The 16,355-nt window shown below is 35.5% G+C and carries 14 protein-coding genes and 1 pseudogene; 3 read left to right on the top strand and 12 right to left on the bottom strand.

The genetic code is table 11. The features are described from left to right. Window positions 1–48: 48 nt before the first annotated feature. A complete protein-coding gene (locus NKG37_RS14975; protein ID WP_016200793.1) occupies window positions 49–423 on the bottom strand; it encodes a hypothetical protein in 375 nt (124 codons plus the stop codon). A gap of 288 nt (window positions 424–711) precedes the next feature. After that, window positions 712–2,157, bottom strand: a complete 1,446-nt coding sequence (locus tag NKG37_RS14970) for an amidase family protein (protein WP_169188269.1) — start codon at window positions 2,155–2,157, stop codon at window positions 712–714. A gap of 124 nt (window positions 2,158–2,281) precedes the next feature. On the opposite strand from NKG37_RS14970, the gene NKG37_RS14965 reads away from it, so the two are divergent. Both NKG37_RS14965 and NKG37_RS14960 read left to right on the top strand, forming a co-directional pair. Further along, window positions 2,282–2,653 carry a GNAT family N-acetyltransferase gene (locus NKG37_RS14965; protein WP_016200791.1) on the top strand — a complete coding sequence of 124 codons (372 nt, stop codon included), beginning with the start codon at window positions 2,282–2,284 and terminating at the stop codon, window positions 2,651–2,653. A 146-nt stretch (window positions 2,654–2,799) separates the two neighbouring features. Continuing rightward, window positions 2,800–2,910, top strand: a pseudogene (locus NKG37_RS14960) (GNAT family N-acetyltransferase); the annotation flags it as partial. Between the two features lie 278 nt (window positions 2,911–3,188). Here the strand turns inward: NKG37_RS14960 and NKG37_RS14955 are convergent. The 3 genes from NKG37_RS14955 to NKG37_RS14945 form a co-directional block, all read right to left on the bottom strand. After that, a complete protein-coding gene (locus tag NKG37_RS14955) occupies window positions 3,189–3,923 on the bottom strand; it encodes an MBL fold metallo-hydrolase (RefSeq protein WP_016200790.1) in 735 nt (244 codons plus the stop codon). 40 nt (window positions 3,924–3,963) lie between these two features. Continuing rightward, the gene (locus NKG37_RS14950; RefSeq protein ID WP_254414883.1) at window positions 3,964–6,330 is read right to left on the bottom strand and encodes a polyprenyl synthetase family protein; all 2,367 of its coding nucleotides are present in this window, start codon (window positions 6,328–6,330) and stop codon (window positions 3,964–3,966) included. Between the two features lie 494 nt (window positions 6,331–6,824). After that, complete coding sequence (locus NKG37_RS14945; protein ID WP_254414882.1) at window positions 6,825–8,117, bottom strand: MFS transporter; 1,293 nt, start codon at window positions 8,115–8,117, stop codon at window positions 6,825–6,827. A 120-nt stretch (window positions 8,118–8,237) separates the two neighbouring features. Between NKG37_RS14945 and NKG37_RS14940 the strand changes: the two genes are divergently transcribed. Next, window positions 8,238–9,482 carry a helix-turn-helix domain-containing protein gene (locus tag NKG37_RS14940; protein ID WP_254414881.1) on the top strand — a complete coding sequence of 415 codons (1,245 nt, stop codon included), beginning with the start codon at window positions 8,238–8,240 and terminating at the stop codon, window positions 9,480–9,482. A gap of 128 nt (window positions 9,483–9,610) precedes the next feature. Here NKG37_RS14940 and NKG37_RS14935 read toward each other — a convergent pair whose 3' ends face one another. The 7 genes from NKG37_RS14935 to NKG37_RS14905 all read right to left on the bottom strand — a co-directional run bounded on the left by NKG37_RS14935 (window position 9,611) and on the right by NKG37_RS14905 (window position 16,259). After that, on the bottom strand, window positions 9,611–10,456 hold the full coding sequence (locus NKG37_RS14935) for a glycerophosphodiester phosphodiesterase (protein ID WP_016200785.1): 846 nt from the start codon (window positions 10,454–10,456) through the stop codon (window positions 9,611–9,613). Next, window positions 10,449–11,210 carry a glycerophosphodiester phosphodiesterase gene (locus NKG37_RS14930; RefSeq protein ID WP_016200784.1) on the bottom strand — a complete coding sequence of 254 codons (762 nt, stop codon included), beginning with the start codon at window positions 11,208–11,210 and terminating at the stop codon, window positions 10,449–10,451. Before NKG37_RS14930 ends, NKG37_RS14935 begins: the two co-directional genes overlap by 8 nt. A gap of 70 nt (window positions 11,211–11,280) precedes the next feature. Further along, window positions 11,281–12,618, bottom strand: coding sequence for an ABC transporter substrate-binding protein (locus NKG37_RS14925; RefSeq protein WP_016200783.1), 1,338 nt, complete (start codon window positions 12,616–12,618; stop codon window positions 11,281–11,283). Window positions 12,619–12,677: 59 nt separating this feature from the next. Then, window positions 12,678–13,496, bottom strand: coding sequence for a carbohydrate ABC transporter permease (locus NKG37_RS14920; RefSeq protein ID WP_016200782.1), 819 nt, complete (start codon window positions 13,494–13,496; stop codon window positions 12,678–12,680). Further along, window positions 13,493–14,431, bottom strand: a complete 939-nt coding sequence (locus NKG37_RS14915) for a carbohydrate ABC transporter permease (RefSeq protein WP_254414880.1) — start codon at window positions 14,429–14,431, stop codon at window positions 13,493–13,495. Before NKG37_RS14915 ends, NKG37_RS14920 begins: the two co-directional genes overlap by 4 nt. Then, the gene (locus NKG37_RS14910) at window positions 14,428–15,540 is read right to left on the bottom strand and encodes an ABC transporter ATP-binding protein (protein ID WP_254414879.1); all 1,113 of its coding nucleotides are present in this window, start codon (window positions 15,538–15,540) and stop codon (window positions 14,428–14,430) included. The genes NKG37_RS14915 and NKG37_RS14910 overlap by 4 nt, the downstream gene beginning before the upstream one ends. Window positions 15,541–15,776: 236 nt before the next feature. Then, complete coding sequence (locus NKG37_RS14905) at window positions 15,777–16,259, bottom strand: pyridoxamine 5'-phosphate oxidase family protein (RefSeq protein ID WP_254414878.1); 483 nt, start codon at window positions 16,257–16,259, stop codon at window positions 15,777–15,779. Window positions 16,260–16,355 lie beyond the last annotated feature (96 nt).

Genomic DNA, 16,355 nt, shown 5'->3' with positions numbered 1-16,355 from the left:
TCCTATTCCTTTTCACAACAACTAAATGTATTTGCAGCTGATGGATTCTTATCCTTTCTCTGGCTGAATCTCTGTATGAAGCGCTTTAAAAAATTGCTGAATATATTTATAGCTGGATCCGAAATCTCCTAAAGCCCCTTCCTTTGAACAATAAACATCAATTGCAGATTGCATTCCGGCCATCTTATAAACCGTAATAATCATTAAACTCGATCCCTTACTTAGGACAATTTCGCCACGATCCGTATCGATTTTTTTCAATTCCCAATTCGTCATTTTTCTTTCTATCACGGTTTTTACCGTTTCCATTAATCGATCACGACTTTTTTTATAATAGCGTGTCTTTAATTCAGGAACTTTAGGCTGTTCCTTCGTCTCTTCAAAACTTTTAAAAATCCCTACCAGCACACGTGTTAAAGACAATTCCTTTTCCTCCTCAAAACATGAATTCCTACTATTTTGCTAACAAACACTAGTACAAAAATGGCTACTAGCAGCTGTTTCAATGGCTACTTATGGGTTGTGCCAGTCAAATGTAAGAGCTTTCTTTTTGTTTTATTATAGCTTATATCTGAAAATCAATCTAGGACAAACTGTATAGACATATTAAATAAGAACAAATATTTCTATTAATATATTGTCCTACTCTTTAGCTTATGCTTAAGAAAGCCATGTACTTTTGGCACACTGCTTCCTTAAGCTACTTTTTTGTTATTCCTTATTTAATTCAGGTGGAATGCGAAGGTTTGTCGCTTGTTCATAACTAAATGCCATTTCAATTAATCTAGGTTCACTATAGGCTAATCCTGAGAAGGTGATTCCCATAGGCTTTCCTTTGGGTGTATATCCTGCTGGAACAGTAATAGATGGATATCCTGCTTTTGCAGGCATCTCACATCCTAAATATTTCGCAAACACTAAGCCATCCAATTGATATTCTTCCATTGCCACATCGATTCCTTTTGTTGCCGAAAGTCTAATATCCTTTTCTCGGTGTTTCTTGTATTTTGGATCGTCCAAATCTCCGTTTAACGTTTGGCAGTATTCAAGAATTGTTTGCCCATACTTAACAGCATCCAAATGTTGTTTATTAAATGCAATTACTTCACTTAATGAATGAACGGGAACTTCCTCTGAAAGTTTATGTAAGTAGTTATTTATACCATGCTTAAACTCATGATAGAGAACGATCGACTCAAACTTTTCTCGAGGAATTGTCACATCAAGCAGAATAGCTCCTTGCTTTGTTAATTCTTCCAATGCTTCATTAAACAACACAACTTCGTCTTCCTCTTCAGGCAAGAAGGAACGATCAACGCCAATTCTTTTTCCTTTAAGACCGTCCGTTTTTAAAAATGTTGTATAATCACTCGGCTGCCCTTCACATGTTTTAGTCACTTCATCTGCTTCGTCTACACCTGCAATTATTCCTAAAAGAATAGCAGCATCACAAACTGTTCTCGTCATTGGCCCCGCCGTATCCTGACTATGTGCGAGCGGAATAATGCCGGAACGGCTAACAAGACCAAGGGTTGGTTTAATTCCGACAAGGGAATTATTGCTAGCAGGACTAAGAATAGATCCAGACGTTTCTGTCCCTATCCCAACAACAGCAAAATTGGCGGCAATGCTTGCGCCAGTGCCAGAACTTGAACCACCAACATCCCATACAGCAGGACCATATGGATTCATTACTTGGCCACCTAATGAGCTATAGCCGTTGGGCATATCTAATTCAGTAATAAAATTAGCAAATTCTGAAAGATTTGCCTTTCCAATAATAATCGCTCCTGCCTCTCGTAGCTTTTTGACAATAAAAGCATCTTCTTTTGCAAAATTATTTTCCAATGCAATCGAGCCGGCAGTTGTAGCCATCGCATCCTTCGTATCAATATTGTCCTTAATAATAACAGGAATACCATAAAGTGGTCCAATTTGATTGATTTCCTGTCTTTTTTTATCTAGTTCTGCTGCAATCTCTAATGCATCAGGATTAATTTCTCTAATAGAGCATAATGTAGAATCATACGCAGCTATTCGCTCTAAATATTGCTTTGTCAGTTCCCATGAAGTAATAACACCCGAATCAAGTGCCTTTTGCACTTCTAAAATTGTTGCTTCTTCTATATTAAAGGGAATTCGATTATCAATTTTCATGTCCCTTCTACCCCCTTCTCATTTTCTTAAGTATAGCTTGTTCCAATTGTTCAGAGAAGAAGAAATTTTTCGTTTTATCACAATGTTTTGATATAGTATAATTTTATAAAAAAGGGAGAAAAAAATGACCTATACACTCCAACCTATCACACAAGAACAAGCAGAAGAAATAGCTTATAACTGGCATTATGATGGAAAGTATGCTTTTTATGATATGGAGGCGGATGAAGAAGATTTAGCAGAATTTCTTGATAATAATAAAAGAAATAACTCTATTTATGCTGTTACTGAAAAAAAGCAGCTCATTGGTTTTTTCAGTATATATCAAGAAGAAAATAATACAATTAATATAGGACTTGGTCTTAGACCTGATTTAACAGGTCAGGGGAATGGATATACATTTTTAACAACTGGAATCAATTATATAAAAGAACGGTATTCCCCAGCCTTTATCTCTTTGGCTGTCGCAACTTTCAACACTCGGGCCATAAAGTGAAACTTCCATCAGTGGGGGTTTTCCTTCATCCCCAACTGATGGTTAGTTGAACCAATCGGACCTTTACGGACAGTTGATCTCCCACCTACCTTCCTCGTATTCTCCTATGCTTAAGGGGGGGAGTCTTACTGACCGTTAAGAGTGGGATAAAGGTATATAAGAAAGCAGGCTTTAAAGAGACAACCATATTTATGCAATCGACAAATGGAGCAGAATTTGAATTTGTTAAAATGATTTATACCTGTTCGATAGCATGAAAAGGAAGCCGGGACATAAGTATTTTCAACCAAATAACCCCGAACGATTATACGTACATGCTAAGAAAATTCCGTATAATTGTTTGGGGTTTTATTCATTTTAAGAAAGAAGGTTTGTGGTGATCACCCACAGATTGAATATACTTCGCTTTGTATTTCCTACTCATTATATTTTCTTTTAAAAAAATGATGGAACGAGCTGGTTTCGCTACTAAATGAGAGATTGCTCGTCTTTATCTATTATATATTTTGTTCTGTCCCAGTCTTATTATTTGAAGTTATTTAAGATCTATTACCATACCGGGATTTACCAACTGAACGGGACCACTATACCCTTGTTTTGCTTCTTCCACAAGTTTTTCCTGCTCACCGTAATGGGGAAGATGGGTTAAAAGGAGTTGCTTTACACCCGCTTGTTCAGCAAGTTTTCCGGCTTCCTCTCCAGTTAGATGTCCTTTAACCATACCGAATTGTTCTTTATAAATGCTTGCTTCACTTATTAGAACATCCGCATTTTTTGCAAACACGACTAAATCATCCTTCCACTCGGTATCTGCGGTGTAAAGAATGGTTTGGCCACTTGCCTGTATTTTCATAGCCAAACAATAGGCAGGATGAATCGTTTCACAAAAAGATAGGCTGAATGGTCCTATGTCAGACGTTTTTCCTACTGAAATTTCCCGTCCTTCTGTAAAAATATCATTGGTTAATTCGTCAAACTTAGCATCTCTTTTATGCCCATAAATTGGGAAAGCTTTTGTTCGGTTTCCGAGTTTTGACTCAACTAGCATAGCATATTGCAGAACTCCCACATCAGCGATATGGTCATGATGATAGTGGGAAAGAATGCATGCATCTAAATCTTTTAAATCGACAAATGATTGAACTTTTGATAACACCCCACTCCCACAATCAACCAATAAATGAAATCCATTAGACTCTAATAAAAAAGAAGAAGTAGCACTGTCCTTGCCTGGATATCCTCCGTATTTTCCTAAAAAGGTAATTTTCATTTTTCTATCCACCTTTCCTTTCGAACTTCTCCAATCATTATTACCGATTTCGATTCACGATATAATCTACTAAACACTTTAAAAAGTTTGTCTTCTTTGGCAAGGAATCAACAATTTCCAAGGACTTACAATAATGCTCCCACATTTCCTTTTTCGCACCTTCCAAACCAAGTACTGTAACAAAAGTAGATGTATCGTTGTCTTTATCCATACCAGCTTCTTTTCCTAATATTTCTTTACTTCCTTCCGCATCCAGCAAATCATCCTTAATTTGAAAAGCGATTCCAGCATGGTAAGCATATTTCTTCAATTGATCCTTAACTTCTTCTGAAACTCCTGCTAAAATAGCAGGCATAAGAAGAGCGGCTTCAAAGCCAATGCCTGTTTTATAAAAACAAAGGGTATTCAATTCTTGAAGGGATAATTGTTTTCTTCTGGATTCTAAATCCATCACCTGTCCTTTACACATATCAGCAGTAGCTTTTGTTGTATATTGAATCAGTTTTAACACAATAGATCCAGCAAAATCCTGTAAACTAGCTTGTTCCTCTATTGCCTTTTGTGTAAGAAAGAGGCCTGTTAACTCAGCTGTTGCAGCATTATATACTTCATGTAAAGTTGGGCGCCCTCTTCTCATCACAGCATTATCCTGTGTTGGCAAATCGTCAAAAATAAGAGAAGCTGTATGCATATACTCTACAGATCGCAACAATGGAACGATTTGAGCATCATCTAACTCCAATTCCTTTACCCCGATAAACCATGTAATAATCGGTCGCAATCTTTTCCCATCCCCTGCAAGACTATAATTTGCTGCTTCTGTCACGATATCCTTCTCTAACATTGTGTTTTCTGTAATTGGCAGCATCTTCTCAATAGGTGAACGAATAGATTGAATCATTTCTGAAAACTCCGTCTGCTCGCGACGATTTTCCTTCAATGTGGCAATCATATGATCACGAAGCAGCTTATCGAAAAAGTCAACATCATCGGCTTTTGCAACCATTTGTTGGAGTAACCGATTAAAGGTAGGAAATCCCTTTGTTAAAATCCCCATTAAATCACTATACTTCTGTTCTCCTAATTTTTCCCTTAACCGTTTTAACCCATTAATTGCCCGGTCTAATATAACTTCCTGTGTTTTGGAATCAGAATGGTATACATCGTGAATCAAATAGGAAATGACTGTCCAATACATTTCAAACGGATTAATTAAATCCTTTCTTGTTTGATAATAAGTAAGATAATACGTATAAGGTGTAACTGCCCCATCTTTTTGATCATCAAACATATCTGCTAAATCATCGGCTAGCTGATTATAAATACCATAATAAAAGGTTCTTTGATCATACCCTTCATCTTCTGGAGCATTCATTAATGACCGAACAATCTGCCTAGAAGCGGAAGATTTAAGAATTACCGGTATATATAACTCTTCATTAGAATAAGTACTATTGGTCAATTCCTTTTTTCTATCTACCTCTTGTGAATGAAAAAAGATATAGGATTGGTTTAAAAATAACTCCCATGTTTGATTATCATGCTGTTTCTTCATATATTCGAATGCTTCTTTTAGTTCTTTATGAATGAATTGAATGAGTTCTTCATTTTTTCCAGACCATTTACCTAAGTCAGGAACTTCACCTGTTTCTAATGTATGTCGTATTAAATTGGAATACTGTATTTCTTCTTCCAACGATAAAATTTTTGCATCAAGCAAATCATCAATTAAAGGATAGGTTAAACCATAATAAAAACCTAGTTTTATCGCTTTTTCTAATCGAGTCTGGCGCTCTTGATTTGAAAGCTCTAGTTCTCTTCTTTCCTCCAATTCATGCATTAAAACTCCTGCAAGGATTTTCAGTATTTTTCGTTGGGCATGCTCTACACTCATCCCAGCAGGTATATGAGAAGTCACTTGCTTCAGTCTTTCCAATACCCAAATCATCGTATGTTCGACCGCTTCTTTTTTAGCTAACTTATATATACTGGATACACTAAAATTTCCCTCCTCTGCATCTTTCTTTAATAAATGATTTTTCATATTTTTAACTACTTCATTTATTCTTTCTTGAGTAGATTGAGAAGAGAGGGCCTTTCCTAAATCACGCATATAAAGATAGGAAATACTCCGATTTAAATAATCATCTAATTTCCCTACATAATTTAGCCATTCTATATAGGTTCGATATCCTTTTACAACTGGTTTTCTTTTTTTTCGGGAAAAATAAGTAAGGATGGATGGAGAATGAATATGACTTATCTTCCAAGTTTGAAAGTCATTCGTTAAGCGTGACACATAAGACTTATCCGTTAACTGATTTTGAAGGGAATGGAAATAACGGGCTGCTTTGTGCTCCGCCGATCGATATTCCTCATTTATTTTTACTTTTATTCTTTTTTTCATATGAACATTACCTCTGCTTTTACTTTAAGTTCGTTTAACTAGTTTAATATAATCACCTATCTTCTTTATTATAACTAGAATGTTCATTATCTCCTATTAATCTTAATTTTTTATTAAAAAACCCTCCTGTTTTGGAAGGAGAGTTTTTGGATTAGATACATTTTCTTGTGTACTATGTTTTGTTAAACTTTTTGTTCATTGTAGCAAGGGAGGGAGGTCATTTAGTAAACAAAGTAACTGTCTGTTGCCTTTACTCGTTGATTTTCTTCTTTTAGGTCACAGAGCTGCCTTCTCTGTTACCTTTTCTCGTCGATTTTCTTCTTTTTGGTCACTGAGCTGCCTTCTCTGTTACCTTTTCTCATCGATTTTCTTCTTTTTGGTCACTGAGCGACTTTCTCTGTTACCTTTTCTCATTGATTTTCTTCTTTCAGGAACAGAGCGACCTTCTCTAGATTTTCTTCTACTAAGTACCGGATAGCACTCCTCAAGAATCTTCAAACAGAAGTAGCTTTTTGTTTTGGAATAGATGATGTTGACTTTGATTCCTTTGCTTTTTCCATAACCGACGGCCTTGCAAGAATAAATACAGAAATAATAGTCAAACATCCCGCCATAATGAGAATCCACTGTGCTGGAACATAATCATATAGAAAGCCAAACAACAATGTGCCTATTGGCATCATTGCCATAGCAAAAGTCTCTATTATGGTAAAAACCCTACCTTTATATTCATTAGCAATTTTCTTTTGCAAGAGTACCATAATCGGAATATTTATCAAGATATTCGTTGCTCCAAATAAGAACATAATTACTAAATAGTAAATGAATACTGTCGTAGTGGATAACGAAATAATAATGGGAACTGCTGCAGCTATTATTAACACACTTGACGTAAGTATTCCCCTTTTACTAACAATAAACGGCTGTTTTACTTCCTTTCCTAATGTCAGGTAGACCGAAAGCAAAAGAGTTCCTACAGCAAAAGCACCTTCAACAATCCCAAACTGCACGGATGGCATATGTAATTTCGTATTAACGATAAAAGGGAACCCTACATTAAATGCTGTAAAAATAAAATTAACGATCAAACTTATACTGATGATCGTCATCAATAATGGTTGCAGCCTTACATAATTTAAACCTTCTTTTAAACTTTGAAAAACAGATTCTTTCTTCTCCTGTTTATCCCGTTCTTTTTCAAAAAGGGTAAAATTCATGGTGGAATCGAGTATAACCGCAATCAATGATGCGATAAGATAGATCGTTAAAAACACAGACATAGAAACCAAACCAAATAATATTCCACCGATAGCAGGACTTGCAATTTGCGCAATGGAAATAGCAATTTGATTTAAAGAGGATGCTTTCTGGATGCGAGTTTCATCAATTAATCCTGTTAATGATGAAGTAAAGGCATTACTTGCAAACATAGAGGTGATCGACAAGATACAAGACGTTGTATAAATGGCGGGTAATGACAATCCCATTGTTATGCTATAAAGTAGTAATCCACCTATTGCCATTGTAGTAACCGTTTGAGCGGTAATAGCAATTATTTTTCGAGGATACCTGTCAATAATGGACCCAGCAAAAGGAGCAACGATTGTTCTAGGCAAGATATTACATAACATATTCACGGCAAAACTCATCGAAGAACCAGTCAAATGCAAAATATACAAACTAATGGCAAATGTGTAAATTTGCGAGCCGGCTGTTGCAATTAATTTACTACTTACAAATGTCCATAAATGATAGATCGCTCTCTTTTCTAACTGATATTCATCCAACAAAATCCCATCCTTCCCCAATAAAGTTTAATTAAATTAAACAAATCATATCACACAAAAATTTCCCTTTCAAGAAAAAGTTTAATATAATTAAACTATCGAATAAAGGAGTGTACTATTATGCTAGGAGAACGAATTCGTACATTAAGAAAACAAAGAAAAATGACACTGGAAGCATTAGCTGGAGAAAGATTAACGAAAGGCATGCTTAGTCAGATTGAAAATAATAAAGCAAAACCTTCGATGGAGAGTTTGGAATATATTGCTGAGAGACTGAATGTAACTGTGTCTGAATTAGTAGATAAATTTAGTTCTACTGAAATTAGAAAGGTACTAAACCAAGCTGAAAAACTACATAAAGGATTTCAAGTTTATTTTCGCAATAAAAAAGAAACAATTGAAACTTGTAAAAAAATAATGAAACTAATACAACCCTATATTAATAGTATGAATGACAGCTATGAATCTGCTCGTTTATTAGAAATTTACAGTCATAGCCTATTTTGCCTGTATGATAGCCAGTGGGAAATTTACTTTAAAAAAGCTGCAACTATATATGATACACTCAATCTCACTGCTAACCGAGCAGAAGTTGGCATTTTCAAGGCAATTACCATTTTTCTAGAGCACCGTTATAAAGAAGCTCTTCAGACTTTTTTAGAAGAACGACATTTACTAGAAACTTCGCATTATAAGATTGACTCGATGACAAAAGTAAACTTAGATTACCATGAAGCAGCTTTCTATTCAGCAATTGGTGATTCTCAGGGAACTGCTCAAGCAATTGAAAGAGCTCTAGATAACTCTAAAAAAGAAAAAATATATTATAAAACGGATGATATATATAAACTAGCTGCTTTTGAAGCTTTACTAGGATCAGAGGACCAAAAATTTAATTATTACTTAAAAAAACTAAAACAATTTGGTGAATTTTTAGAAGACGAGAATTATATAGAACTTTACGATGTTTTATATGTCGAATATTTAATAAATATTAAAGGGCAATACAGTAGAGTCATGCCAATTATCGATAAGTATGTAAAATATGACGAAAAAGAATTAAAACTGATTGGAGATAATTGGAATATCCTCCAAAAGGGAAAGGCTCTTTACTATATACAAGCATATGAAAAATCGCTAGAAATTTTGTTAACTGTCCATGTTCCAGATTATTTGAACCATCCTGTAGATTTTGGAATCTATTATATTAAAGATACTTATATCGCTCTTTGTTATAAAGAACTAAATAATCAAAAAGATGCCTTTCATTATGCTAAAATTGCTTATGACAATTTCTTGCCCCTTCCCAATTCAATCTTTCGGAAACTGAGTATCGAAACATATGAAAGTATCTCGTCCAATTAAAGTTCTAATATAAGATTGTCGAGAAGTTTCATCCATTCAAATTAAGGATCCAGAGAAATTAGAATCCTAGGTTCAATTATCGGGAAAATAAAAAAGGGCGTGAATAAATTCCTTCATACCCTTTTTCTCTATATCGCTAAAATCTCTTTCGTAAAATGAATATAATCAGTGAAATAACCATCCACTTCATATTCCAATACTCGTTCTTGTTCCTCTTTTTGTGTTTTCTTATTTATAAAATATACGTGAACTTCTTTTCCCTTCTTATGTAATTCCTCTACAACTTTTTTTGTAACATCAGTAGACTCTATTCCGATAATAGGGAAATCAACCGTATGTGCCTTTTCCAAGGAAAAAGAGCCTTTTCGAAAAAGAAGGGCTAATTCAGTATCTGGTGCTAATTCTTTTATCTTCATTAAGCTTTCTTCTGAAAATGACTGAATCGTTACTAACTCTTTATCTAAAAGCTGATACTCTTCTAACAACTGAATCAGTTTTTCCTCCATTGCTAGTTTCTCATCAACGAGCCTTGTTTCTATATAATAGTTTTGAGTATCATGAAAAGTTTCTAATATTTCTTTTAAAGTTGGGATTTTTTCTGTTATTTCCTTGCTATCATCCGATTCCATCGTTCGAAACGCTCTTATTTCTTCTAATGTATAATCAGAAACCTTCCCTTTTCCATTTGTCGTACGATCCATTGTCTCATCATGCATGACAATTAATTCGCCATCCTTAGTCATTCTCAAGTCCATTTCTAGTGAATCTACACCTGTCTCTGCTGCTATTTGATAAGCGGTAATAGTGCTCTCGTTATACCATTCATTCGCCCCTCTGTGTGCAATCACTCTTGGAGTGTCATCGATTTCTATCGCAGATTGACTCACCATGGCTACCGACTGATTATTATCGCAGGCAGAAAGAGTAACAAACAAAAAAGAGATTACAATGCTTCCAATCAAGTACTTACTCAACCGAAACAGCCCTTTCTTGTCTAATCGCTATAGCCAATTCTGGATAATCAGTTATCACTGCTTCCACTTCTGCATCAATAAGATTAGTCATCTCTTCCTCTTGATTTACAGTCCACACTCTTACTAGCTTTCTTAATTCCTGCCAATCTTGCAAATTATCTATCACCATTTCTTTATGAAGATGCAAGGCCTCTAATTCCAAGCTTTTTATATAATCAAGTGGATTGGAGATTACTTGATTTAATAACCAGGCAATCGAAGCAGAGGAATCTATTGCTTTGATTCTTAGCAAGGTCGGCAAATGAAAGGAAGAATAGACTACCTTACGACCATTCCCATATTCGTTTACAAGTGCAAGCGTCTTTTCTTCTATTCCTTCGTATTCAAACGTATAGGTTTTAAGTTCAATATTTAATTCGATATCGTATGGCACAAGCAGTTGTAAAACTTCTTTTAAAGTAGGTACTTTTTCTACTATCCAGCTTTCTTCATAATCAGGAAGAGAGGAGAACTTGCTTCCCGCACTAAATTGTTTAATTTCTTCCAAAGTATATGCTCTTACAAAGCCGGTTCCATCTGTTGTCCGATTTAAAAATTCATCATGAATAACAATAACTTCCCCATCTTTTGTTAAATGGATATCTAATTCAATCCCATCAACTCCTTGTAAAATCGCTTGTTGGAAACTAAGAAGAGTATTTTCAGGGAATCTTCCTTTTGCTCCTCTATGTCCATATATTTTTGTTTGGTTCATGCTCTTCTCCTCCTTTTTAATGGAAAGAAACAGACCAACAAGTATTCAATTAGTCTGCTTTCCTAACGTCCTATTTTCTAGCTCGATTCGCCTTTTCAATTGCTTCATTAAATTGTTTTACCATATTGCTATAGGTTTCATCGACATCTCCACCGTTATAAACAGTCTCAAGTGCCGTTTCACTAATGCGGCGTCCTTCTGGAATCATATCCATTAAAGCACCTTGGGTAGCATAAGAAGACGTCGTTGATTGTAATTGATCAACCGTTACCTTCAATTGTGGCATTTTCTCATATGCCTCTTTTACAACTTGTTCGTCGTAAGCTTCTGGATTAATGGCAAAGTAGCCTGTACCAATATGCCATTTTGCCTGCACTTCTTTTGTTTGTAAGTATTTCATAAACTCCCAGGCAGCCTTTTTCTCTTCTTCACTTTTATCTTTCATCATCCACAGACTAGCTCCACCAATAACCACACCTTGTCTCTCTACTGCTTCTGGATGTGGAATAAATGCAACCCCTACTTCAAATGGTGCATTATCAATAACGTCTCTCGCACTAGCGGAAGATTGCATAAACATTGCTACATCCCCTGCAAGGAAACCAGCTACCATGTTATCTCCATTTGTACCGTAGTTAGCAAATGTTTTATCATTAATCATTCGTTTTACCCACTGAAAAATGGATTTGCCTTGTTCATCTGTAAAACCTACTTCTGTTGGTGTGTCTGTTCGGCCATTATCATTATTCATTAATAATGCTCCTTGATTCGCTAATAATTGCTCATATAACCAGCCATATGCTTGGAGCGCAAATCCTTTCATTTCTGGGTTTGCTTTCGCTATTGCCTTTCCTGCCTCTTCTACTTCTTCAAAAGTAGCTGGAGCTTTCTCAGGGTCTAGACCCGCAGCCTTAAAAGCGTCCTTATTGTAGTACATAACTGGTGTAGAAGAGTTAAATGGCATCGAATAAAATGTATCTTCCATTTTATAGTAGTTCGTAATATTTTCCTCTAATCCACTCATATCATAACCATCTTCATCAACAAGTGTTTGAATTGGTTCTACAAATCCACTATTAATCATCGACTTTGTGCCAATCTCAAAAACCTGCATCATAGCCGGTGCACTATCTGTCCCTGCAACCGTATGGAATTTCGTTAAGGCTTCATCATATGTACCTTGATACTCTGCATTTATTTTCACCTTATCTTGCGAACGGTTGTATTCTTCCACAATATTATTTAATGCCTCTTGGGCTGCTCCTCCCATTGAATGCCAGAATGTAACGGTAGTCGGACCATCCTTCTCTTCTCCATTAGTGGAAGATTCTGCATTATTGCTACATCCTACAATAAATAAAACTAGTGTTAGCATAAACATACTTAATAGCTGCTTCCTTTTCTTCATTTTCTTCCTACACTCCTTTATTTAACCGTTAATAAAAATGGTTACTTTGTTTGCAAAGATTATTTTAAGGCTCCTTCGGTTAATCCTTTCTGGAGCTTTTTCTGACCTAAAAATAATAGAATTAATGTTGGCAAAACAACAATAATTGCTCCTGCCATAATGACGCCCCATTCATTTAATTGTTCTTGTGATTGAAGCTGCCTTAATCCTATTTGCACAGTACGTACACTATCATTTGTTGTCGCCAACAGCGGCCATAAATACATATTCCAAGAGGTGACAAACCCGTACACACCAAGTGTAATCAAACTTGTTTTGGCCATCGGTAAAACAACTGTTAAATAAAATTTAAAGTCACCAACCCCTGCTATTTCGCTAGCTTCCTTTAACTCTTTCGGGATTTGCTTGAAATTCTGCCGCAAGAGAAAAGTCCCAAATGCTGTCGCGAAAAACGGAATAGTCAATCCATTAAAATGATCCAGCCAGTTTAGGTTTCTTATCATCTGAAAGTTTGGAATAATTGATGCTTCAAACGGCACCATCATTGTGGCAATAAAGATAAAAAAGATAAAATCTCTCCCTTTAAACTCTAAAAATACAAATGCATATGCTGCTAAACTAGCAAGAATTAATTGGCCCACCATAATAACAATGGAAACAATGAAGCTATTTATTAAATAGTGCATTAACGGAAAACGCTCAAACACTTTCAAATAATTGTCCAAAGTTAATCCGGTCGGTATTATTTTTCCTGTCATAATATCCTGAGAGGACATAAAGCTCATCAAAAACGCGATAATCGCTGGAGAAAAAATAAGCAATGCTGATACAGTCAACAATAGATAAAAGATAACTTTTTTATGGATTGGCAATGTCACTGATAATGAACCTTCCTTTCCCCAAGCTTAAATTGAATGATGGTTAAAACAAGGATAATCACAAAAAGAATAATTGCTTGTGCGCTCGCTGTACCATATTGGTAATTCATAAACGCCTCCTGATAAATGGAATAGACGATTAAATTAGTTTCATTCTGTGGTCCTCCTCTCGTTAACATATCTACTTGGCCAAATGTTTGAAAGGCATTAATTAGCGTAACTGTCATTACAAAAAATAAGGTAGGAGACAGCATCGGAACCGTTATTCTTCTCAGCTTATAAAAGTAACCTGCTCCATCTATATCGGCACTTTCATATAGGTAGGAATCAATGGATTGCAGTCCTCCTAATAAAATCAAAAATGTAAAGCCTACATTCATCCAAATGGTTGAGACAGATACAGAAAAGAGGGCCCAATTTGGATCAGTTAACCAGCCAATTGGCTCCAATCCAAATGTTTTCACAATACGATTAAGCCAGCCAATCGTAGGATGAAATAAGAACATCCAAAACACGGAAGCTGCTGCAACAGAAATCCCCATAGAAGAGGAAAAGACAGTTCGAAAAGCACCGATCGCACGAAGTTTTTCATTTGCAAGGATTGCCAGGAATAAACTGACGATAATAGTTCCCGGAACAGTGTATAAGGCAAAAAGCAAGGTCGATTTTAAGCTTTGCAAAAAGATTGGTGATTTAAAAATTTCGAGATAATTATCCATGCCGACAAATACAGTTGTATCCCCTCGATTATCTGTTAAGAAAAAACTTAAATAGACTGTTTTCCCCAATGGATAAAATAAGAAGACACTGAATAATAGAATTGAAGGTAATAGAAATAACACCCCTTTGTATAAATGCTGTAAACGCTGTTTCTTTTTTTCTTTTATAAAATCTACGGAATGCTGTACTTCCTGTTGATAAACGATACCACTCATAAGCCAACAACCTCTTGTTCTCTCATAGCAACAGCAGGTCGAATTAATGCGCCTGATTCAGAATCAAAAAAGCAAATATTCTTTGAGGACAACTGGACTGGTACATGATCTCCAGCTTGAATTCTCCATTGTCCTAACCATTTTGCTGTCCAAAGCTCTTTACCCACTTCAAATGTTAATAAGGTTTCATTCCCTAGCTGTTCTACATTTACTACTTCTAAAGTATGGCTCGTCTGTTCTGTTGTTCCTGGTAAAATATGTTCCGCTCTTATCCCCATCGTAAGATTTGGATAAGACAGTAACGATAAAATATCTTCTTTATCCATTGTAATTTGCAGTCCACTCTCCAGAACTAATTTATGGTCAATTAGTTTTGCCTCACTCAAATTAATTTTTGGTGAACCGATAAAGGATGCAACAAATAAATTAGCAGGCTGATTATATAAAGTTATTGGTTCACCTACTTGTTGGATTTTCCCATCATTTAAAACCATGATTCGATCGCCCATTGTCATTGCTTCTACTTGATCATGGGTCACATAAATCATCGTTAACCCAAGCTTTTTTTGTAAGCGGCGAATTTCTATTCTCATATGAGCGCGAAGTTTTGCATCTAAATTAGAAAGCGGCTCATCCATTAAACAAATAGGTGCTTCACTTACAACCGATCTCGCTAATGCCACACGCTGCCTTTGACCGCCAGACAATTGCTTTGGTTTACGTTTTAATAAATCTGATAACCCCATCATCTCAGCTGTTTCTTGTAATCTTTTTTGTTGCTCCATCTTGTCTACTTTCTTGGCACGTAAACCGAAAAGAATATTTTGTTCAACTGTTGAGTGAGGGTATAATGCATAATTTTGAAATACCATCGATAAATTGCGATCCTTTGGAGGCAGATGATTTACAACTTGATTATTCATCTTCAAGACACCACCTGAAATTTCTTCGAGACCAGCAATCATTCGTAGTAAAGTGCTTTTTCCAGATCCCGATGGACCTACTAAAACAAAAAATTCTCCCTCTTCTATGGAAAGACTAATCTGGTCGATCACTGATTTTTGCTTATCGTATGATTTAGAAATGTCCTTCATTTCTACTGCTACCACTAACAAACCCCTCCCCAATTAAATTTACATTCCTATTTAACCATACAATTTTAGGAAAGAAACCGAATTTACCAATCATTAACAAACTCCTAATAACCGCTTGACAAACTACAATTTCCCTTTACGTTCTTCACAATTGTTACCTCAACTGTTTCCCATAAATGTCCTCATAAGAACCGTCCACTGTTTCCCCATGAAAAAAAGCTCAGAGTAAACTCTAAGCTTTTTACGTGTCCTTATAATTCTAATGTTTCATTAATATTTGTGTTTTCTGCTTCTTGACCTGTCATTCTTTTATAAAAAAAAGCGATATTCTTTGTGAAGCTTCCCGTATCCCAATACTCTGCTGCCTCAGTTTTTACTTTAATTAAAACGACATTCGGATCGTCGTAAGAAGTTTGCATGATTTTTTCATAGGATTTACTCCATAATTCTTTTTTCCTTGCGAGATCATCTACAAGTTCGGCTCTACCTCTAATAGAAACAAAAGATTTGCCTGCATAAGAGATATTCACATCATTTTCATGTAAAATCTCTTCATACTTATCGGTATCTTTCTTTGTAATAAACCATAAATCTCCATCAAACTCTACTTCTTGCGTTTTCATCGGACGGGATACAAGTCCTTCTTCTGAAACAGTTGTCAGCATCGCCGTATCCACATCTTTTATCAGCTCTCTTAACGTTTCAAGCTCTTCTTGTTTAAAAGTATTTTCCATCTCTATCACCTCTTAAATGGTTTTAAAAGTATATTCCCCTTAACAGGAACTTTTAATCATAGGCGATATATTCAACTTAAAATAAAGTTTTATATT

Origin of the sequence: Niallia sp. RD1 (assembly GCF_024219955.1) — a bacterium.
Lineage (GTDB): Bacteria > Bacillota > Bacilli > Bacillales > Cytobacillaceae > Niallia > Niallia alba.
Note: the sequence above shows the minus strand (reverse complement) of the source record. Positions and strands in the feature narration are given on the sequence as shown.